Here is a 20,463-nt window from a genome sequence, read left to right as displayed (position 1 = left end):
GCGGCCCGCTACGTGCCCCGCCGCTCAGGACTCGACAGGAACGACCTCGCGCACCTCGGAGAAGTGGCAGGCGTCGGGATGTGGCCGGCTCCGCGGGGTCAGCGCCGGCTCCTCTTGCCCACAGATGGGCTGCGCCTTCCAGCAGCGCGTTCGGAACCGGCACCCGGACGGCGGGTCCGCGGGGCTGGGGACGTCGCCGGTCAGGATGATGCGGTCGCGCTTGCCGCGGAGCTTCGGGTCCGGAACGGGGACTGCCGACAGCAGCGCCTGTGTGTACGGGTGCGCCGGGTGCTCATAGATCTCGTCCTCGTCGCCGATCTCGACGATCTTCCCGAGGTACATGACGGCCACGCGGTCGGAGATGTGGCGGACGACGGACAGATCGTGCGCGATGAAGATGTACGAAAGCCCGAACTCGTCCTGAAGGTCCTCCAGCAGGTTGACCACCTGCGCCTGGACCGAGACGTCGAGCGCCGAGACCGGCTCGTCGCAGATGATGATCTCTGGGTTCAGGGCGAGGGCCCGAGCGACGCCGATCCGCTGACGCTGACCCCCTGAGAACTGGTGCGGGTACCGGTTCACGTGGTCCGGGTTCAGGCCGACACGTTCCAGCAGGTCCTGTGCCCGCGTGCGGCGCTCCCGCCGGGAGGCCACGTCTCGATGGATCGCCCAGGGCTCCGCGACGATGTCGCCGACGGTCATACGCGGGTTCAACGACGAGTACGGGTCCTGGAAGATGATCTGGATGTCGCGGCGGAGCTGCCGGAGATCGCGGCGGTTCAATGAGAAGACGTCGCGCCCCTTGAAGTACGCCCGCCCGGCGGTGGGCTCGTACAGCCGAAGAAGCACTCGCGCAACGGTCGACTTGCCGCAGCCGGACTCGCCGACGAGCCCGAGCGTCTCGCCCTTGTTCAGGTCGAACGCAACTCCGCTGACTGCCTGGACGTCCCCGACGTGCTTCTTGAACAGGATGCCCTGCGTCAGCGGGAAGTTCTTGACCAGGCCGCGAACCGAGAGCAGCGCGTCGGGGTTCGGCTCGGTCGGCGTCCCTGGTTGCGCCTGGGTCTCCGCCTTCACGTCGCGACGACCTCCACGCCCTCCTCGGCCAGAAGCTCCTCGGCGAAGTGGCATGCCGCAAGGCGGTTCGTCACGACGTCACGGAGCGGCGGCACCTCGCTCCTGCACGGATCGGGGATCCGCGCGCGGGGGCACCGGGGGTGGAACGGGCAACCGGGCGGGATGTTCATCAGGCTCGGCGGTGCCCCCTTGATCGGGTCGAGCCGTCCGCCCTTCTGGTTCACGCGTGGGATCGAGTTCATCAGGCGCTCGGTGTACGGGTGGGCGGGTGACTCGTAAACATCTGATACCGACGCCTTCTCCACGATCTTGCCCGCGTACATCACGCACACCTTGTCCGCCACTTCCGCGACGACGCCCAGGTCGTGCGTGATCAGGATGAGACCCATCTGTGTCTCCACCTGGAGGTCGTGGAGGAGCTCCATGATCTGTGCCTGCACGGTCACGTCGAGCGCGGTGCTCGGCTCGTCGGCGATCAGGATGTCCGGGTCGAGCGAGATGCCGATGGCGATCATGACCCGTTGCCGCATCCCGCCCGAGAACTGATGCGGGTAGTCGTGGAGGCGTTCCTTCGCGGACGGGATGCGAACGCGATCCATCAGCTCGAGCGCCTTCTTCATCCCCTCCCTCTTGGACATCCCCCTGTGCACCACGAACATCTCGGCGATCTGGTCGCCCACCGAGAACACCGGGTTCAGCGCCGATAGCGCGTCCTGGAAGATCATGGCGATCTCGGCGCCGCGAACCGATCTTCGCTCCGCCATCGGAAGGGTCAGAAGGTCGATCCCCTTGTAGAGGATCTGGCCCTCCGCGATCCGCCCTGGCCGGTCGATCAGACCCATGATGGCCAGCGCGCTCACCGTCTTTCCGGAGCCGCTCTCGCCCAGGATGGCCAGCGTCTCGGCGGCGTCGAGGGTGTAGTTGATCCCGTTGACGGCGTGGACGTTCCCGTAGTCCGTGTTGAACTCGACGGCGAGCTCGCGCACCTCGAGCAGGTGCTGTGACGGACCGAACTCTATGTCGGCGAGCGCCGTTCGGGCTTTGCGCACCTAACGGAGCCTTGGGTCGAGCGCGTCCCGCAGCTGGTCGCCCAGGACGATGAAGCACAGGACGAACACCGACAGGAACGCGCCGGGGAAGAGCAACAGATGCGGGCTGCTGAGGAGCCGCCCCTGCGAGTCGGCGATCATCAGCCCCCACGAGATCGACGGAAGCTGCAGTCCGACGCCGAGGAACGAGAGCGCCGCCTCGGCCGAGACGATGATGCCGACGCTGATGGTCGCGTACACGATGACGGGAGCGATGCCGTTCGGCAGGATGTGCACCCGAAGGATGCGCCAGTCGCTCGCGCCGAGGGCGCGGGCCGCCTGGACATAGTCGGCCTCCTTCCCGGCGAGCACGGACGAACGCATGAGGCGCATGAGCGTGGGCCATCCGAGAAAGATCAGGACCGCCGATACCTGGAACAGTCCGCGATTGTCGAGAACGCTCAGGAAGACGAGCCCGGCCAGAGTCGTAGGGAGCGCGAACCAGATGTCGGCGCCGCGCCCGATGATCGAGTCGAAGGCTCGGCCGTAGAACCCGGCGATACACCCGAGGATCAGGGCGATAACCACGTCCACGCCGACCACGAGGAAGCCGATGATCAGCGACACGCGCGTTCCGTACAGGACCCGCGTGAAGTAATCGCGCCCCTGGATGTCGAAGCCGAACCAGTGCTGCGCGGAAGGCGTCTCGACACTCCGCGAGAGATCGGCGTAATCGGCCGGGTGCTGCGGGTCTTGATTGGCGAACTCAGCGCACGAGTTGCATACCCCGGCGAACACTCCGGGCGCGAGGGCGACCGCGACGAAGAGAACGAGCAGGCCGGCTGCGATCAGGAACAACGGCTTGCGACGCAACTGCCGCCAGGCGTCGCCCCACAGGCTGGCCTGGTACTCGGAGACGGCCCCTTCGGCCGCGGTTGCGGCGGAGAGCGCGCCCGCCGCGGGTTGCGTCGACGCCGCATGCAGGAGCTGATCTTCCTGTCGCGCCGCCTCCTCGTCGTCGGGCTCGAGGGTGTCGGCGCCGCCCGCCGGCCGCTGCTCACTCATAACGGATCCTCGGGTCGAGCACCGCGTAGAAGAGATCGACGAGCAGGTTCATGACGATGAAAACCAGGATGCCGGCCGTGACGATCCCCACGACCACCGCGTACTCCTGGCTCTGGACCGCGAGGAACACCTCACGACCCACGCCGGGGATGTTGAAGATACCCTCGGTGATGATGGCGCCGGCCATCAACGTTCCGAGGTCGACGCCGAGGAAGGTCACGACGGGGATCAGCGAGTTGCGCAGCGCGTGGCGTCCCACCACGCGGCGTCTCGGCAGGCCCTTCGCCTCCGCCGTCCTGATGTAGTCGGAGCGCAGGTTCTCGACCAAGCTCGTCCGCGTCAGCCGCGCGATGTACACGAGCGACAGCGAGCCGAGGACCATTGCCGGGAGTATGTAGCTGTACCAGCCCTCCTGGAGGCCGGCGATGGGGAACCACCCGAGCTGAACGCCGAGGACGAGCTGCGCAACGAACCCCAACACGAACACCGGGATAGCCACGATGAAGGTCGTCGAGACGAGGACCAGATTGTCCATGAACGAACCTCGTCGCAGTCCGGCGAGGATCCCCGCGATCAGCCCCAGGACGCCCTCGAAGATGAACGCGGCGAACGCGAGCTTCACCGTGACCGGGAACTTCTCCTTGATGATGTCCGATACAGGTTGCCCCCGGAACGTCTCGCCGAAATCGCCCGTCAGGAGTCCGCCGACGTACTTGGCGTACTGGACGACGAGGGGGTCGTCCAAGTGGTAGCGCTCGCGCAGGACGGCCTGCGCGCTCTCCGAGATCGGTCGCTCTCCGTTCAGGGCGCGGATCGGGTCGCCCGGGATCAGGTACACCATGGCGAAGACGATGAACGTCGCGCCGAAGAACACGGGGATCGCCTGTAGCAGCCGTCGAGCTACATAGCGCCCCATCGTTCACAACCTCGGTCGTTGGTTACGTGGTTGGAGCGGCCGATCGCTCGGCCGCTCCAACCATCGTACTGCCTTGTTCGCTCTATCTGCTACTCGGCGACCACCTCAACGGTGGCGGGGTCGACGAACGTGAACTTGTCGAACACGACGTTCGACACTCGCTCCGACGTGACCTGCTGAACCTGGCCGTACCACAGCGGGATGATCGGCAGGTCCTCGATGATCATGTCGTCGGCTTGCTGGTAGAAGGAGATCGCTTCCTCGCCCGAGCTTGCCGACTTGCCCTGCGCGAGCAGGTCGTCCACCTCCGGGTTGGAGTAGGTCGTGTAGTTCGACCCGGCCCCCGTGCCGTGGAGGTTCTCGAGGTAGTTCTGCATGCTCGGGTAGTCCATCACCCAGCCGAGGCGGAACGGCCCGTCGACGCCCTCGGTTGCGGGGTCGTCGTCGATCCCCTCGTCCAGGAGGCCGAGGTACCTGGCGAACGGCATGGACTCGAACTCGATGTCCTCGATGCCGAGGTTCTGACGCCACTGGTTCGAGACGGCTTCGATCCACCCCTCGTGACCGCCGTCGTTGTTGAACCAGATGCGGAGCGTGCCATCGTACCCGCCCGCCTGATCGAACAGCTGCTTGGCGGCCTCGGGGTCGAAGGTACATGCTTCGCCGCACGCGCCCTCGCGGTAGCCCTGGACCGTTGGCGACACCATGTCGTCAGCCGGCGTCAGCGTGTCGAAGAAGATGGCGGAGATGATCGCCTCGCGGTCGATCGCCATCGACAGCGCTTTGCGGATGTCCGGGTCGTCGAACCCCTCGGCGTACAGGGGGAACCCGATGTACGAGAACGACGAGCTCTCCGCCGTGATGAAGCGGTCTCCGAACTCCGTCTCCGCGTTCGCGATCTGGTCGTCGGGGACGTCACCGATGTCGAGGTTCCCCGCCTGGACGTCCCGGTACGACACGGCGAGATCCGCGTAGACGCGGAACTCGATGGCGTCGGCGTTCCCCGGCGTTCCGCCGTAGTCCTCGTACCTCACGACGTTGATACCGACGTCGTGCTCCCACGTGCCGTCCATCATGTACGGCCCGTTGCCGACCGGCGCCTCGTTGAACGCCTCGGGGTCGTCGAAGAACGACTCAGGCAGCGGGTAGAACGCGTTGTAGTTCACGGTAATGGGGAACTCGCTGAACTCCGCGCCGAGCTGGACGGTGAACGTCAGGTCGTCCTGAACCTGGAGGCCCGACAGTCCCTCCCCAGAGGACCGGTTGGGGCAACCCTCTTCGGGATTCAGCTCGTCGTATCCGACGATGTTCACGCCCGCGGGGCCGAAGAAGTAGTTGTTCCCCGCTGCGTTCACGCAGTCGGCGCCCCAGTTCCACGCGTCCACGAACGACTGCGCGGTGACCGGCGTCCCGTCGTGGAACGTGTAGCCGTCGCGGAGCGTGATCGTCCAATTGACGTTGTCATCGGATTCGATCGATTCAGCGACCGCGAAGATCACGTTGTTGTCCTGATCGAACTGGACCAGCGGCGTGAACAGGGCCCTCAGCACCTGGCTTCCGCACGTCTCCGCGTTCACCTGCGGGATCAGCGACTCGGGCTCGCAGATCGACATGGACCACTCGCCGCCGGTTACCTCGCCTCCCGTAGTCTCGGTAGGTCCGGTCGCCCCTCCCCCGCCCTCGTCGTCCCCGCCGCATGCCGCGGCGACGAGCGAGAGCGAGAAAAGCACGGCGAGCCATGCTGGCGCCCTCTTACCCCAACTCATTCGACCTCCCTCCGACTCGACGGCCAACCATTAGCACAGTCCAAGGCAGCCGCGCCATGGCGCCTCAAGCTGCGCCATTCCTTTCATACGCATCCCGAGGTGCCCGCGGTTGGAACGGCCGTTCAAACCCACCGGCCTCAGCCTCGGAGGAGCCCAGCAAGAAGCGGGACGATCTCGACCCCTCGGAGCGATCCCAGTGACCCCCGCGCGCAGGCGCCCTCGCCGTAGCTCTCGCTCCCATCGGAGGTGACCCCCACGCCGGAGACGACGAGCGGCACCGGGTCCGGCGTGTGGGCCTTCCGCACGCACGAGGTCGAGTGATCCGCGGTCACGGCGACGAGCGTTCGCGCCGGATCGATCATCGGCAGCACCTCGCCGAAGAACGCCCGGTCGATCATCTCGATCACGTCGCGCTTGTCCTCCGCCCGGCCGTCGTGGGCAGGCACGTCGGGACCTTTGATGTGGATGTACAGCGCGTCATAGCCGTCCAGCGCGTCGGCGGCGAGCCGCGCCCACGTCGAGTAGTCCGACTCCGTCAGCAGTCGCGGCGCGTCCACGGGCGCCATGCCGAGGAGCACGGCGATGCCGCGTTCCACCGGCATCTCGACGAAGCATCCCCACTCCGGTCCGAAGCGCTCGCGGATCGGCGTGAGGTTGGGCCGCGCGTCGCCGCCGTCTCGCGTCAGGATGAGGTTTCCCGGCAGCTTTCCCGTTCGCCGGCGCGCGGCGTTCACTTCCGATGCGTCGAGGATCTTCGCGCTGTCTTCGACGAAGGCGTTCGTCAGCGCTGCCGAGCGCCGTGCCGCCTCCGAGTCGTCGAGCGGCTCGCACCGAGCGACCTCCGGCTCGAACGTCTCGAGCGCCACGCCGAGGTGTCCTTCCTTGCGGTAGGCGGGATCCGTGTTGGTGACGTTCGCGGAGAGCGTTCCCTCGTTCGAACGGATCACCAGCACGCCCCGATGCTCGACGGTGGCCCGAAGCTCGAACGTCGCCTTCGGCAGCCGCAGCGTGCGGTTGACCTCGTCGGCGAGGGCGGCGGCTTCGTCCGATGTGAGGTCACGGCCGACGCGCCGGTCCACGATCCGGGGCCAATCCGCCGTGGCGAAGTTCACGCGGTACGCGAGGTCGCCGTCGCGGAAGTCCATCCCTACCCCGACGGCCTCGACCACGCCGCGGCCGGGGTGCTCGTCGCGGGGGTCGTAGCCGAGGATCGCGAACACCGCGATGTCGGACTCGGGCGCGATCCCCTCACCCACCGTAACGACGGTCCCCGTTCGGCCACGTCGCGCGAGCGAGTCGAGGAACGGCGTTCGCGCCGCCTCGAGGGGCGTCCGGTCGTCGAGCTCGGGGATCGGGTCGTCGCCGAGCCCGTCGAGGCAGACGTAGAGCAGGCGATTCATCTACTGGCGGTACTTCACGATGAGCGCGAACTCCTCCGGGTCGAGACTCGCGCCGCCAACGAGCGCGCCGTCGATCTCGGGGTGCGCCATGAACTCGCGGATGTTGCCGGCCTTCACGCTCCCCCCGTACTGGATCCGAACGGCATCGGCGATCTCCTTCGAGGAGCGCTCGCCGATCGTCTCGCGGATCAAGCCGATGATCCGTCCGGCCTCCGCCGGCTCGGCATTCCGCCCCGTACCGATCGCCCAAATCGGTTCGTATGCGATGACGAGCCTCGCCGCGTCGTCATCGGAGACGCCGTGGAGGTTCCGTTCGATCTGTCCACGCACCTTGTCGTCGGCCGCTCCGCCGTCGTGCTCGGCAAGCGTCTCGCCGACGCACAGGATCGGCGTCATGCCGTGCGAGAACACCGCGCGCACCTTCTTGTTGATCACGTCATCGGTCTCTCCGAAGTGCTCGCGGCGTTCGGAGTGGCCGACGATCACGTACTCCACCTTGAGTGCGGCGAGCATGAGCGGCGACACCTCGCCGGTGAACGCGCCCTGGTCCATCCAATGAACGTCCTGCGCGCCCAGACCGTACGGCAGCCGGTCGCTGTCGAGCAGGGTCTGGATCGAGCGGAGCGCCGTGAAGGGGGGGCAGATCACGACCTCCACGCGCTCGGCGTCATCGCGGTCGAGGAGGTACGAGAGCTTCTGCACCGTCTGGATCGCCTCGAGATGCGATTTGTGCATCTTCCAGTTGGCCGCGAGGATCGGCCGCCGCTCGCTCGTCATCGTCAGGTCGTGCGACGGGTCATCGGTCCTTCTCCAGCACTGCGATCCCCGGCAGCGAACGGCCCTCGAGGAACTCGAGCGACGCCCCACCGCCGGTCGAGAGGTGGTCGAATCCGTTCTGGAGCCCGTACTTGGCCACCGCTGCCAGGCTGTCACCGCCGCCGGCAACCGTGTACGCGTTCGCGCCCGCAACCGCCGTGGCGACCCCCCGCGTCCCTGCGCCGAAGGGCTCGAGCTCGAACACCCCCATGGGCCCGTTCCACAGGATCGTCCTCGCGTCGGCGATCGTGCGCGCGAACTCCTCGACGGTTCGGGGTCCGATGTCGAGGCCCCTCATTCCGCGGGGGATCGCGCTGGCGGGGACGGTCGAGCGGCTGGCGTCCGCGGTGACTTCGGACGCCGCGACGACGTCCTCCGGCAGCTGGATCAGGACGCCTCGTTCCGCGGCCCGGGCACGCGCCTCGCGGACCTCGCCGAAACTATCCGCTTCCACGAGGCTGTCGCCGATGGCTCCGCCGTCCGCGGCGAGGAACGTGAACGCCATCGCACCGCCGATCAGGATGGCGTCGACACGCTCGACGAGCGCGACGATCGTGGCGAGCTTGTCGGAAACCTTCGCCCCGCCGAGCACTGCGACGTACGGTCTGTCGGGATCGTTCAGCAGTCGCGAGAGCGCGACCACCTCTCCCTGGAGGAGCCGCCCGGCAACGGCGGGTTTCCCCTCTTTCACGAACAGCTCGGCGAGCGCGGCGACCGAAGCATGCGCGCGATGCACGGCGCCGAATGCGTCGTCGACATAGACATCGGCGAGGTCGGCGAGCTCCCCGGCGAAGCCGGTGTCGTTCGCCTCCTCGCGTGGATCGAACCGCAGGTTCTCCAGGTAGACCACGTCGCCGGGCTCGACGTGACCGCATACCGCCGCGACCCGATCGCCAACGACCTCGTCGAGCGCCTGAACGTCGCGCTCGAGCAGCTCGCTCAAACGGTCGGCGACCGGAGCCGTCCGCAGCTCGTCGCGTGTCTCGCCCTTTGGACGGCCCAGATGCGAGGCCACGACGAGCGACGTTCCCGCGTCCAGGAGCTCGGTCAGCGTACGCAGGCTCGCTCGAACCCGCGCGTCGTCGGCGACGTCGCCGGCCTCGAGCGGGACGTTGTGGTCGACGCGGACGAACACGCGACGCCCGCCGATGTCACCGAGGTCGTCGAGGGTTCGAAGCGTCACGTCACCGCGCTCACAGCGCCGCGGCGACCTTCTCCGCCAGATCGACCAGCCGGTTCGAATATCCCCACTCGTTGTCGTACCAGCCGATGACCTTCGCCACGTTGCCCATGACCATCGTCGACGCGGCGTCGAACGTGCACGACGCCGGGGTGCCGACGATGTCGCTCGAGACGATCGGATCCTCCGTGTACACGAGGAGCCCGCCGCTCAGCGGACCGCTCTCCGACGCGGCCCGGAACGCCGCGTTCACCTCGTCGATCGTGACGTCCCGCTTCAGGGTGACGACGAGATCGGTGACCGAGCCGTCGGGCACCGGAACACGCATGGCGATCCCGTCCATCTTGCCCTTGAGGTGCGGCATCACGGTGCCGGTGGCCTTCGCGGCGCCGGTGGACGTGGGAATGATGTTGATCGCCGCGGCGCGCGCGCGACGAAGGTCCTTGTGCGGCAGGTCGAGGATGTTCTGGTCGTTCGTGTACGCGTGGATCGTGGTCATGAATCCCCGCTCGATTCCGAACGCGTCGTCCAGGACCTTCGCCATCGGGACCACCGAGTTCGTCGTGCAGGATGCGTTCGAGATCACGTTGTGCTCCGCGGGGTCGTATTTGTCGTCGTTGACCCCGGGGACGATGGTGATGTCCTCGCCCTTGGCCGGCGCGCTGATGATCACCTTCTCCGCGCCGGCGGCGATGTGCTTGTCCGCTTTCTCCCGGTCGGTGAACAGGCCGGTCGACTCGATCACGATGCGCGCTCCGAGCTCCTTCCACGGCAAGCTCGCCGGATCGCGTTCCGCGAGGACCCGAAGCTCGTCACCGTCGACGCGGATGCCGTTCTCGGAGACCGCGATGTCGCGGTCGAACGTCCCGAGGACGGAGTCGTATCGCAGCAAGTGCGCGAGGGTCTTCGAGTCCGTGATGTCGTTGACGGCGACGACGTCGAGGTCCGAACCTCGTTGCGTCGCTGCCCGGAAGAAGTTTCGCCCGATCCGTCCGAAGCCATTGATGCCGATCTTCACGCCCATCGACGTCCTCCTGGAGGGGGGGAATTCCACTCTATCGAAGGGGGTTGGGGTGGGTCGCTCGAGAGACGGCGAGCGCCGTCAGCGATCGAGGTCGCGGTAGTCGACCGACGCCGAGAGGCCCTTGTCGCGGAAGAACCGCGCGAGGTCGTCCGCGATCACGACCGAGCGGTGACGGCCACCGGTGCATCCGACGGCGATCGTAAGGTAGGCCTTCCCCTCCGCGATGAATCCCGGAACCATGAACCCCAGTAGCGCGCGGAGCCGCCGCATGAACTCGCGGTAGGTCTGCTGACCGCGAACGTATCTCACGACCCGTTCGTCGGTTCCGGGCAGCGGCCGCAGATCGTCGACCCAGTGCGGGTTCGGCAGGAATCGGCAGTCGATGACTAGGTCGGCGTCGCGCGGAGCGCCGTACTTGTAGCCGAAGGAGATGAGCGAGACGGCGAGGTCGGCGTCGGGCGCGGTCTCCGCGAAGGCTTCGCGGATGCGGTCGCGAAGCTCGTGGGGCGTGAGGCCGGAGGTGTCGATGATCAGGTCGGCGTCGCCGCGGAGGCTCTCCATCATCAGGCGTTCCTTGCGGATGCCCTCGACAACGCGATCGGCCGGGGCCAGGGGGTGCCGGCGCCGCGTGGCCTCGTAGCGGTTCACCAGGTCCTGATCGGACGCCTCCAGGTAGAGGATCCGGTACGGGATGTTGAGCTCGTCGAGCTCCGCAAGGGCCCGCGAGAGCTCGCCGAAGAACACGCCCCCGCGAACGTCGAGCACGATCGCCACCTTGCCAGGACCGCCCGGCCTCGACGCGAGCTCCGCCATCTTCGACAGGAGCGACGGCGGCAGGTTGTCGACGACGAAGAAGCCCAGGTCCTCGAGGCATCGCGCCGCCTCGGAGCGCCCGGCGCCCGAAAGCCCGGTGATGATCGTGAACCCCGGACCCGACGTGCGAGGACGTGTTCGAGCCGGTTTCGAGCTGCCGGTCGGCTCGGACGATCGATTCGCGTTGCCCGTCCGCGTCCCCTCCGCTCGTTCCTGCACGCTCACGCGCTCTGCCTCCGTTGACCGTTCGCCGAGGCCGCCGCCGTGAGCCGTTCGTGAACCGCCTGCGCGACCCCACGTCCGACGCCGGGCGTCGCGGCGATCTCGTCGACGCTCGCGCGTGAGATACGCGCGAGTGAGCCGAACCGCTTCAGCAGCGCCTTCTTCCGCCCGGGGCCGACACCCGGCACGTCGTCGAGCGGTGACGCGAGCGCGCGCTTCGCCCGCTTCTCACGGTGGTAGCCGATGGCGAACCGGTGCGCCTCGTCGCGGAGATGTTGAAGCACGAACAGCCCCTCGGATCCGCGCGGGATCAGCAACGGATCCGGACGGTCCGGAAAGTAGATCTCCTCGAGCCGCTTGGCGAGGCCGATTGCCGGGATGTGGAGGCCTTCTTCGGCGAGCACCTTCGTCGCCACCGAGAGCTGCCCCCGGCCCCCGTCGACCACGATCAGCGCGGGCGGGTACGAGAATCGGCGTCTCCTGGACGGATCGGCGTCACGATCCTTGCGCAGCCGCGCGAACCGGCGTCCGAGCATCTCCTCCATGCTCGCGAAGTCGTCCTGTCCGGGGACCCCCCGGATCTCGAACCTCCGGTAGTCGGATCGCTTCGGCAGTCCGTCCTCGAACACGACCATCGAGCCGACCTTGTCGGTCGGACCGAGATTCGAGACGTCGTAGCACTCGATCCGCAGTGGCGCCTGCTCGAGGCCGAGCAGAGCGCCGAGCTCCGACAGCGCTCGCGAACGCGCGCCGAAGTCCGAGGCACGCTTCAGCTTGTGCCGCTGGAAGTGCTCGCGCGCGTTCTGCGCGACCGTGTCCATCAGCTTTCGCTTCGCACCGCGTTCGGGAACGGCGAACACGACCGGTGCGCCCCGCCGCGCCGCGAGCCACGCAGACAGCACGTCGGCGTCGGCGGGTTGCGTCGGCAGGAGGATCCGCGGCGGAACCTCAGTGCGCTCCATGTAAAGCTCGCGCACGAACGACGCGAGCAGCTGCGGCACGTCGAGGTCTTCGACGCGATCGACCACCCAGCCCTTCCGGCCCTTCACGCGTCCGCGCCGAACGAAGAACACCTGGAACGCTGCCTCGAGGTCATCGTCGGCGACGCCGATCACATCGAGGTCCTGTGGCTGCGTGAGGACCATCTCCTGGCTCTCGAGCGCGCGGCGAGCGGCGACCAGCTGGTCCCGATACTTCGCGGCGAGCTCGAACTCCTCGCGGTCGGCCGCCGCCCGCATCTCGCGCTCGAGCCGAGCGAGCACGGGCCGTTCGTTCCCGGCGAGGAAGTCCGCGAGGGCGTCGACGTGCCCACGGTACGTCTCCTCGGTCACGCCGGTGACCTCGGGGACACACGGACCGGCGCATCGGCCGATGTCGTAGTACAGGCACGGTCGTCCCGCGCGGGCGCGCTGCTCGAAGAACGAGTTCGAGCAGGTCCGGACGGGGAAGACGCGCGTCAGCGCGTCGAGCGTCTCGCGGATCGCGTACGCGTGTCCGAACGGGCCGAAGTACCTCACGTTCTTCCTCTTCGCGCCGCGCAATACCTGAGCGCGGGGCCATCGCTCACCGACCGTCAGCGCCAGGTAGGGGTAGGACTTGTCGTCCCGGTAGCGCACGTTGAACCGCGGCCGGTGCTCCTGGATCAGGTTGTACTCGAGCATCAGCGCGTCCACCTCGCCCGAGGCGACGATCCACTCGACGCCCTCGGCGGCGTCGACCATCGCGACGGTCCTGGCGTGCAGGTCGCGGGCCCAGTAGTTGGCCAAGCGCTTCCGCAGCGAGCGGGCCTTGCCGACGTAGATCACTCGGCCATCGGCGTCCCTGAACAGGTAGGCGCCGGGGGCATCGGGGATCGTGGAGGGCTCCGGGCGGAGGGCGCTCACACGCCCATTGTAGGACCGGCCCGGAACGCTCCTTCCGAAGCGAGACTGGTCGTCACGTGCCGTTCATCGATGAAACACCGGGTTGAATACCCAGATCAGCCGACGACGGCGGATCCGTTCATCGTCGGATGGACGTCGCACTGGAAGTAGTACTCGCCGGCGTCGAGCGGAGGGACCGTGTAGTCGATCGTGTCGCCGGTGACGGTCTCGCCGCGGAACAGGTTCTCCGCGACCGTGTCGTCCGTGTAGATCGCGATGTTGTGCGGCACGGTGTCCTCGTTCACGAGGGTGATCGTGCTCTCGGTCTCGGTGGGCAGCTCGATGGTGTCGGTGTCGAACGAGATGTTCTGCGCCGTGACCGTGACGGCCGCGCCCTGGTCGCCCCCAGCGCCTCCGCCGCTCTCACCGCCTCCGGCGCCACCTCCCCCGCCGCCGCCGTCCCCCCCGCCCTCGTCGGCGACAACGGTGCCGTTCATCGTCGTTGGATGGACGTCGCACTGGAAGTAGTACTCGCCGGGGTCGAGCGGGTCGACGGGCGGGTACTCGACGGTGTCGGGGCCAGCGATGATGTCTCCCCGGAACAGCGGATCAGTGAGCTCCTCGGGGCTCGGGTAGATCGCGACGTTGTGCTGGTCGGGGTCCTCGTTCGTGAACGCGATCGTGAACGGTTCGCCGGCTGCCACGTCGACACAACCGGTATCGAACTCGAGGCCCTGGGCCGTGATCTCCAGGACGCCGTCGGAGACCGGCGTGCAATCGCCCTCCGGCTGCGGTGCGGGGGCGGCCGGCTCCGGCGTCGGCTCGGGGCTGGGTTCGGCGAGCGCGAGGCCCTCGATCTCGCCGTAGCTTCCAAGCAGGACATCCTCGTGCTGGGTGTCGTACCAGGCGAGGTAGACCGCCTCGCCATCGGGCGTGACGGCCACAGACGGCATCGCTCCCGTAGCGGTGTCTGCTCCGGTGTCGATGCGCGTGAGGTCGTCCGCGGGCCCCGACGCGAACCCGACGCCCTGCGTCGTGTCGTACCAGGCGACCCAGACGTCACCGTTCTCTTCGACGGCGATGGAGGTTCGGGCGCCGGGCGGGGTATCGGACTCCGGGCTCACGTCGATCTGCGAGGAGGTCCCCTCGCCGTCCAGCGACTGCACGAGGATCGTGACGCGATCGTTCTCGTAGAACGACAACGCGAAGCCATCCTCCGTGCCCGCGCCGGAGATACCTTCTCCACCGAGGCCGTGGCCGACGCCCGTGCTGACCCAGCCGTTCTCACCGTCGTTCCTCGCCACCTGGACCCCTGCACCATCGGCATACGCGACGATGATTTCGCCACCCGCCCCCATCACGGCGGTTTGGCAGTTCTCACAGCCGGGGGCGTCGGCGATCGCGTCGACCTGCCACTTGTCGTCCGTCTTCGTGGCGAGCTCAACGGATGCGCGCTCCGACGTCGACGTGTAGTAGCTGACCCACGGCGTGCTCCCGACCACGCCGATCGACACCCCGTACGGCGGCGTCTCGGTCACCTGTTCGATCCGGACCTGCTCCGTCGTGCTCGGGTCCGTCGAGCCCGTCGCGTAGAACGCGCCCGCGTTCGAACCCCACACGGCGTGGAACCGATCGCCGTCGACCACCATGTCGAGGCCCGTGACGTTCTCTGCCGTGAGATCGGCGATCGCCGGGTCGAATGCCGGGTTGAACGGGACGTCGACGCCCGTGATCTGGCCCTGGAGCGCGATCGCACCGCGCGTCCAGATCCCGTCCTCGTTCAGGGTCGCCATCAGCACGCCGGGGATCGACGGCGCGCCGACCGGTCGGGTCTGCGGGAGGACCCCCTCGGCCGTCTCCTCCGCGAATGCGAAGTACGCGACGAGCGGCCGACCTTCCTGATCGATCGCCACCTGGACGTGGCGACCCGCGTCGTTCAGCGAATCGGCGACCAAGGGGACGAAGCGGGCGCCGGATCCGAACTCGACTTCCGCATGTTGCGGTGAGGCGCATGCCGCTGCGATCAGCGCGAGGACGAACGCGAACGGCAAGGCCTTTCGGGGCATGAGCGGGCGCAATCCTACAGGTCGGTTCGTACCACCCGCCTACGAACGCCCCGTGGAGCCCGCGCCGACGACCTCAAGGGGCAACGTCCCCACGACCTGTTCGAGGAACTGGCCGGTATGCGAAGTCGCGTGCGATGCAACGGTCTCGGGCGAACCGGCGACGACGATCTCTCCGCCCGCGTCTCCGCCCTCGGGCCCGAGATCGACGATCCAGTCGGCGGTCTTCACCACGTCCAGGTTGTGCTCGATCACGAGCACAGTGTTCCCCTGCCCAACGAGCCGCTGCAGGACGCCGAGCAACTTCCGGACATCCTCGAAGTGCAACCCGGTCGTTGGTTCGTCCAGCACGTACAGCGTGTTGCCGGTCGCGCGCTTTTGGAGCTCCGAGGAGAGCTTGATCCGTTGCGCCTCGCCGCCCGAAAGAGTCGGCGCCGGCTGCCCGAGCTTGACGTAGCCGAGCCCGACGTCCGACAGCGTCTGGAGGTGACGCTTGATCACCGGGATGTTCTGGAAGAACTCGAGCGCCTCGTCGACGCTCATCTCGAGCACGTCTGCGATCGAGCGGTTCTTGTATCGAACCTCGAGCGTCTCGCGGTTGTAGCGGCGGCCCTTGCACACCTCGCAGGTCACGTACACATCGGGAAGGAAGTGCATCTCGATCTTGATCTGTCCGTCTCCGGCGCAGTTCTCGCACCGTCCCCCGCGGACGTTGAAGCTGAACCGGCCGGGGTTGTACCCGCGGACGCGAGCGTCCGGTACCTGGCTGTAGAGCGTCCTCACGGCGTCGAACAGTCCCGTGTATGTGGCCGGGTTCGACCGCGGCGTGCGGCCGATCGGCGACTGGTCGATGTCGATCACCTTGTCGATCTCCTCCCAGCCGACCAGCCGGCGATGCTTCCCCGGCAGCGCACGAGACCGGTACACCTTCTGCATCAGGGCTCGGAGCAGGACCTCCTGCACCAGCGTGGACTTGCCCGAGCCGCTCACCCCGGTCACGCAGACGAACAGCCCGAGCGGGATCTCCAGATCGACGCCCTTCAGGTTGTGCTCGCTCGCGCCGAGCACTTTCAGCCACCGGTCGCCGGGCGGGCGTCGGACCTCGGGCGTGGGGATCACGCGGCGTCCCGACAGGAACGCGCCCGTCAGCGAGTCCTCGGCCTCGAGCAAGCCCTTCAGGTCGCCGGTGTAGACGATGTCCCCTCCCGCGTTGCCCGCACCGGGACCGATGTCGACGACGTGGTCGGCGGCCGCGATCGTCGCCTCGTCGTGCTCCACGACGATCAGCGTGTTCCCGAGGTCGCGAAGCCGTTCCAACGTGTCGATCAGCCGGCGGTTGTCGCGCTGGTGCAGACCGATCGACGGCTCGTCGAGGATGTACAGCACGCCGACGAGACCGCTCCCGATCTGCGTGGCCAGCCGGATCCGCTGCGCCTCGCCGCCGGCGAGCGTCGCCGACGCGCGCGAGAGCGTCAGGTAGTCGAGCCCCACGTCCACGAGGAACTGCAGACGCTCGCGGATCTCCTTCAGCAGGCGCTCGGCGATCATGTGCTCGCGCTCGCTGAGATCCATCGTGCCGGTGAACGTGAACGTGTCGCGGATCGACATCGTCGTGAGCTGCGAGATGTTGACCCCGCCGACGGTCACCGCGAGCGACTCGGCCTTGAGGCGGGCGCCACCGCACGTGCGGCACGGCACCTCTCGCATGAACTGCTCGAGCTTGTCACGCTGGGCGTCGGACTCGGTCTCCGCGTGGCGCCGCTCGACCGAGGCGAGCACGCCCTCGTATGTCGTCCAGTACGACCGGACGCGTCCGTACCTGTTCTTGTACCGAACGTAGATCTCCTTGTCGGTGCCGTGCAGAACGACCTCGCGCGCCGTCTTCGACAGCCTCTTCCACGGCGTATCGAGCGAGAATCGGTGCGCCTGCCCCACGGCCTCCAGAACGCGGTACCAGTACTCCAACCTCGTCCCCGCCCACGGCGCGATCGCGCCCTCCTCGATCGACAGGTCCGGGTCCGGGACGAGGAGCTCGGCGTCGACCTCCAGACGGGTACCGAGCCCGTCGCACGTCGGGCAGGCGCCGTAGGGCGAGTTGAACGAGAAGTTCCGCGGCTGCAGCTCGTCGAACGACAGACCGTCGTATGGGCAGGCGAGCTTCTCGCTGTACGTCTGGACGTCCTCGCCGTCATGGGTCTGCACGGCGATCGCCACGAGGCCCTCGGTGAGCTCGAGCGCGGTCTCCACCGAGTCGGCGATGCGACGCCGGATGTCGGGCTTGGCGATCAGGCGGTCGACGACCACCTCGATCGTGTGCTTGTAGTGGCGGGGCAGCCGGATGGGCTCCGAGAGGTCGTGGAGCTCGCCGTCGACGCGAGCCCGGACGAACCCCTTCCGCCCCAAGTCCTCAAGGAGCTTCTCGTACTCCCCCTTCCGGCCCCGAACGACGGGAGCGAGCACCTGGAACCGGGTGCCCTCGGGGAGCTGCATGACCTGGTCGACGATCTGCTCGGGTGTCTGGCGACCGATCGGCCGGCCGCACTTCGGGCAGTGCGGGTGGCCGATCCGGGCGTAGAGGACGCGGAGGTAGTCGTAGATCTCGGTGATCGTCCCCACCGTGGACCGCGGGTTCTTCGAGGTCGACTTCTGGTCGATCGAGATGGCCGGCGAGAGGCCCTCGATGAAGTCGACGTCGGGCTTCTCCATCTGCCCCAGGAACTGGCGGGCGTACGCGGAGAGCGACTCCACGTAGCGGCGCTGACCCTCCGCATAGATGGTGTCGAAGGCCAGCGAGCTCTTCCCGGAGCCGGACAGGCCCGTGAACACGATCAGCTTGTCGCGCGGAAGCTCGAGCGTGACGTTCTTGAGGTTGTGCTCACGGGCGCCGTGAATCACAAGCTTGTCGGTGCCCACCCGCCGCATTGTACGGGCGGCGGCGACATGGCCTCCGGGGCGTCTTCAGGACCCATACGGGCTCGCCGATGACGACGGCATGGAGGACGTCGTGCTCACCGGCTCGCCGGTCCGATCGTGGCCTCCATCGGCGGGGCGCCACGGAACGGACCCATCGCTCCTGGCGATCGCGCTGCTGCTCGGCGCCGCGACGTGGGCGACGCACGCGCTCGGTGCCTGGGTGCCTCGGGGAGCCACGCCGATGCGCGCCGTCTGGTGGCTCGCCGGCGTCGATGCGCTGCGCCTGGCGATGTGGCTGGCGATCGTTGCCGCCCTGGCTTGGTGGCGACCCGCCGGAATGGGGCGCGGCGTCCGGTCGGCGTGGGCGCTCATCCCGCTCGCGGCCGTGGCGGTCGCCGCAGCGTCCGCCGAATGGCCGGGTGGAAGTCCGAACGGCAGCTCCTTTGCTCTCGTCCTGGCGGCGAGTAGCGCGCTCGGTGCACTCCGCGAGGAGGTGGTCTTCCGCGGGGTGGTGTTCCACTGGGCGGCGATGCGCCTCGGGGGGACGAGCGCGGTGATCGGCTCCAGCGCCCTGTTCGCGATGGCGCACGTCCCCCGCTTCGTTTGGGAAGACCGCACGGCGGCCGAGATGGCGGCCGCGTTGATCGTCGTGTTCTGTCTGGGGCTGTTCCTCTGCCGCGTCCGCGCCGCCACCGGGTCGATCTGGATGCCGGCCGTGATCCACGCCATGTGGAACATCGCGGTCGGAGGGGTGGCCCTCGCCGAAACGCCGGCGCCGGTCACGTTCGCGTTCGCCGCGCCGTTCGCGGTCGGCGCGGTCCTGTTCCTTTCGCTCGTGCTGCCCAAGATGTGTCCGAAGACGTTCGGATCCTTCGGCGCGTTCGCCATCCTGGGGACCGATCGCATCGTTGCTCGTCCGAGCGACGCTACCGCGTAGCGAGCTCGCCCTCATCGTTCGTCGCCGTGGGAGCATCGGCGCGTGCCGCCACCGACACGCCTGGCCGACAAGGAAGTGCCCTTCCGTCAGACGCTTCGGTTCTGGGTCCGACTAGGGTTCATCAACTTTGGCGGACCCACGGGCCAGATCGCGATCATGCACGACGAGCTCGTCGAGCGGCGCCGATGGATCGACGAGCCGAGGTTCCTCCACGCGCTGAACTTCGCCATGCTCTTGCCCGGTCCCGAGGCGCACCAGCTTGCGATCTACGTCGGCTGGCTGCTGAACGGAGCTCCCGGCGCCGTCGCCGCCGGCGTCTTCTTCCTGCTTCCGGCGTTCGTGTTGATCGTTGCCCTGTCGTGGGTCTACGCGGTACACGGCGACGTCGGCTGGGTCTCGGCGATCTTCCAGGGCCTGGCGTGGGGTGTCGTCGGGATCGTTACGGCTGCCCTCGTCCGCATCGGTACGCGCGCGCTCCATACTCCGGCTGCCGTCGCGATCGCCATCGCCGCGTTCGTCGCGCTGTTCGCCTTCGGCGTGCCGTTCCCCGCGATCGTGCTGGCCGCCGGGGTATTCGGGTTCGTCGCGGGCGACCGGCTGACCGCCCCGTCGACCGGCGCGGTCGACGTCGGACCGGTGGGACGGCCGGACGTTCGGCCGACGTGGCGGCGAACGATGCGCGTCCTGGTGATCGGGGTGGTCGTGTGGCTCGGGCCGCTGGCGCTCGCCGTGGTCGTGACCGGGACCGACGGCGTCATCGCCGACGAGGCGGCGTTCTTCTCCCTGCTGGCGCTGGTGACGTTCGGCGGTGCCTACGCCGCCCTCGCATACCTGAACCAGGCGGCGGTGACACGCTTCGGATGGCTCACCTCCGGCGAGATGGCCGTCGGTCTCAGCCTGGCGGAGACGACTCCCGGGCCGCTGATCCTCGTTGTGGTCTTCGTGGGTTTCGTTGCGGCGTATCGCGATCCTGGATCGCTCGGGCCGCCTTCCGCCGGCGTCGTGGGGGCGATCGTGACGGCATGGGCGACGTTCGTCCCCAGCTTCCTGTGGATCTTCCTCGGCGCGCCGTCCGTCGAGCGTCTCCGCGGGAACGTGCGCTTGGGCGCGGCGCTCGCCGCGATCACGGCCGCAGTAGTCGGCGTCATCGCCAACCTCGCCGTCGTCTTCGCCATCGGCGTGCTGTTCGACGAGCGCGCCGTCGAGCGGTTCGCCGGCAACGACGTCGTCCTGCCGGTGATCACTTCCGCCGATCTGCTCGCAATCGCCGTCGCCGCCGCGGCGTTCGTCGCGCTCCGCGTGTGGCGGGTGAACGTCGCGTGGGTCGTCCTGGGGAGCGGCCTCGTCGGCGTCGCCCGGTACCTGATCGCGTGACCGCTGC

General features: G+C 68.0%; 15 protein-coding genes. 2 read left to right on the top strand and 13 right to left on the bottom strand.

Annotated features, from left to right (window positions below):
• Positions 1-24: 24 nt before the first annotated feature.
• From VFA08_03685 to uvrA, 13 genes are all read right to left on the bottom strand, one after another.
• A complete protein-coding gene (locus tag VFA08_03685) occupies positions 25-1,077 on the bottom strand; it encodes a dipeptide ABC transporter ATP-binding protein (GenBank protein HYZ12691.1) in 1,053 nt (350 codons plus the stop codon).
• On the bottom strand, positions 1,074-2,126 hold the full coding sequence (locus tag VFA08_03680) for an ABC transporter ATP-binding protein (GenBank protein ID HYZ12690.1): 1,053 nt from the start codon (positions 2,124-2,126) through the stop codon (positions 1,074-1,076). The genes VFA08_03685 and VFA08_03680 overlap by 4 nt, the downstream gene beginning before the upstream one ends.
• Entirely contained in the window at positions 2,127-3,170 is a 1,044-nt protein-coding gene (locus VFA08_03675) for an ABC transporter permease (protein ID HYZ12689.1), read from the bottom strand.
• Positions 3,163-4,086 carry an ABC transporter permease gene (locus VFA08_03670; GenBank protein ID HYZ12688.1) on the bottom strand — a complete coding sequence of 308 codons (924 nt, stop codon included), beginning with the start codon at positions 4,084-4,086 and terminating at the stop codon, positions 3,163-3,165. The genes VFA08_03675 and VFA08_03670 overlap by 8 nt, the downstream gene beginning before the upstream one ends.
• Positions 4,087-4,175: 89 nt before the next feature.
• Entirely contained in the window at positions 4,176-5,852 is a 1,677-nt protein-coding gene (locus VFA08_03665; protein ID HYZ12687.1) for an ABC transporter substrate-binding protein, read from the bottom strand.
• A gap of 137 nt (positions 5,853-5,989) precedes the next feature.
• Positions 5,990-7,252 (bottom strand): 2,3-bisphosphoglycerate-independent phosphoglycerate mutase, encoded by a 1,263-nt coding sequence (gene apgM, locus VFA08_03660; protein HYZ12686.1) that lies wholly within the window; start codon positions 7,250-7,252, stop codon positions 5,990-5,992.
• Positions 7,253-8,029 carry a triose-phosphate isomerase gene (tpiA, locus tag VFA08_03655; GenBank protein ID HYZ12685.1) on the bottom strand — a complete coding sequence of 259 codons (777 nt, stop codon included), beginning with the start codon at positions 8,027-8,029 and terminating at the stop codon, positions 7,253-7,255.
• Between the two features lie 19 nt (positions 8,030-8,048).
• On the bottom strand, positions 8,049-9,251 hold the full coding sequence (locus VFA08_03650) for a phosphoglycerate kinase (protein ID HYZ12684.1): 1,203 nt from the start codon (positions 9,249-9,251) through the stop codon (positions 8,049-8,051).
• A 10-nt stretch (positions 9,252-9,261) separates the two neighbouring features.
• Entirely contained in the window at positions 9,262-10,272 is a 1,011-nt protein-coding gene (gap, locus tag VFA08_03645) for a type I glyceraldehyde-3-phosphate dehydrogenase (protein ID HYZ12683.1), read from the bottom strand.
• Positions 10,273-10,350: 78 nt separating this feature from the next.
• The gene (gene rapZ, locus VFA08_03640; protein ID HYZ12682.1) at positions 10,351-11,310 is read right to left on the bottom strand and encodes an RNase adapter RapZ; all 960 of its coding nucleotides are present in this window, start codon (positions 11,308-11,310) and stop codon (positions 10,351-10,353) included.
• Complete coding sequence (gene uvrC, locus VFA08_03635) at positions 11,307-13,190, bottom strand: excinuclease ABC subunit UvrC (protein HYZ12681.1); 1,884 nt, start codon at positions 13,188-13,190, stop codon at positions 11,307-11,309. The genes rapZ and uvrC overlap by 4 nt, the downstream gene beginning before the upstream one ends.
• Positions 13,191-13,285: 95 nt before the next feature.
• The gene (locus tag VFA08_03630; protein ID HYZ12680.1) at positions 13,286-15,235 is read right to left on the bottom strand and encodes a cupredoxin domain-containing protein; all 1,950 of its coding nucleotides are present in this window, start codon (positions 15,233-15,235) and stop codon (positions 13,286-13,288) included.
• A gap of 39 nt (positions 15,236-15,274) precedes the next feature.
• Positions 15,275-18,145: an excinuclease ABC subunit UvrA gene (gene uvrA, locus VFA08_03625; protein HYZ12679.1), complete on the bottom strand. Its 2,871-nt coding sequence runs from the start codon at positions 18,143-18,145 to the stop codon at positions 15,275-15,277.
• Positions 18,146-18,224: 79 nt separating this feature from the next.
• On the opposite strand from uvrA, the gene VFA08_03620 reads away from it, so the two are divergent.
• Positions 18,225-19,082 carry a CPBP family intramembrane glutamic endopeptidase gene (locus VFA08_03620; protein HYZ12678.1) on the top strand — a complete coding sequence of 286 codons (858 nt, stop codon included), beginning with the start codon at positions 18,225-18,227 and terminating at the stop codon, positions 19,080-19,082.
• Positions 19,083-19,124: 42 nt separating this feature from the next.
• On the top strand, positions 19,125-20,456 hold the full coding sequence (gene chrA, locus VFA08_03615) for a chromate efflux transporter (protein HYZ12677.1): 1,332 nt from the start codon (positions 19,125-19,127) through the stop codon (positions 20,454-20,456).
• The last annotated feature ends 7 nt before the right edge of the window (positions 20,457-20,463 follow it).

The sequence above is a fragment of the Actinomycetota bacterium genome, assembly GCA_035640355.1.
Lineage (GTDB): Bacteria > Actinomycetota > UBA4738 > UBA4738 > HRBIN12 > CALGFI01.
Note: the sequence above shows the minus strand (reverse complement) of the source record. Positions and strands in the feature narration are given on the sequence as shown.

Bases quoted from the DNA above. Each gene is read 5' to 3' on its own strand.
- tpiA (HYZ12685.1), bottom strand. From the start codon at position 8,029: ATGACGAGCGAGCGGCGGCCGATCCTCGCGGCCAACTGGAAGATGCAC.
- VFA08_03670 (HYZ12688.1), bottom strand. From the start codon at position 4,086: ATGGGGCGCTATGTAGCTCGACGGCTGCTACAGGCGATCCCCGTGTTC.
- apgM (HYZ12686.1), bottom strand. From the start codon at position 7,252: ATGAATCGCCTGCTCTACGTCTGCCTCGACGGGCTCGGCGACGACCCG.
- gap (HYZ12683.1), bottom strand. From the start codon at position 10,272: ATGGGCGTGAAGATCGGCATCAATGGCTTCGGACGGATCGGGCGAAAC.
- VFA08_03675 (HYZ12689.1), bottom strand. From the start codon at position 3,170: ATGAGTGAGCAGCGGCCGGCGGGCGGCGCCGACACCCTCGAGCCCGAC.
- VFA08_03630 (HYZ12680.1), bottom strand. From the start codon at position 15,235: ATGCCCCGAAAGGCCTTGCCGTTCGCGTTCGTCCTCGCGCTGATCGCA.
- VFA08_03665 (HYZ12687.1), bottom strand. From the start codon at position 5,852: ATGAGTTGGGGTAAGAGGGCGCCAGCATGGCTCGCCGTGCTTTTCTCG.
- VFA08_03620 (HYZ12678.1), top strand. From the start codon at position 18,225: ATGGAGGACGTCGTGCTCACCGGCTCGCCGGTCCGATCGTGGCCTCCA.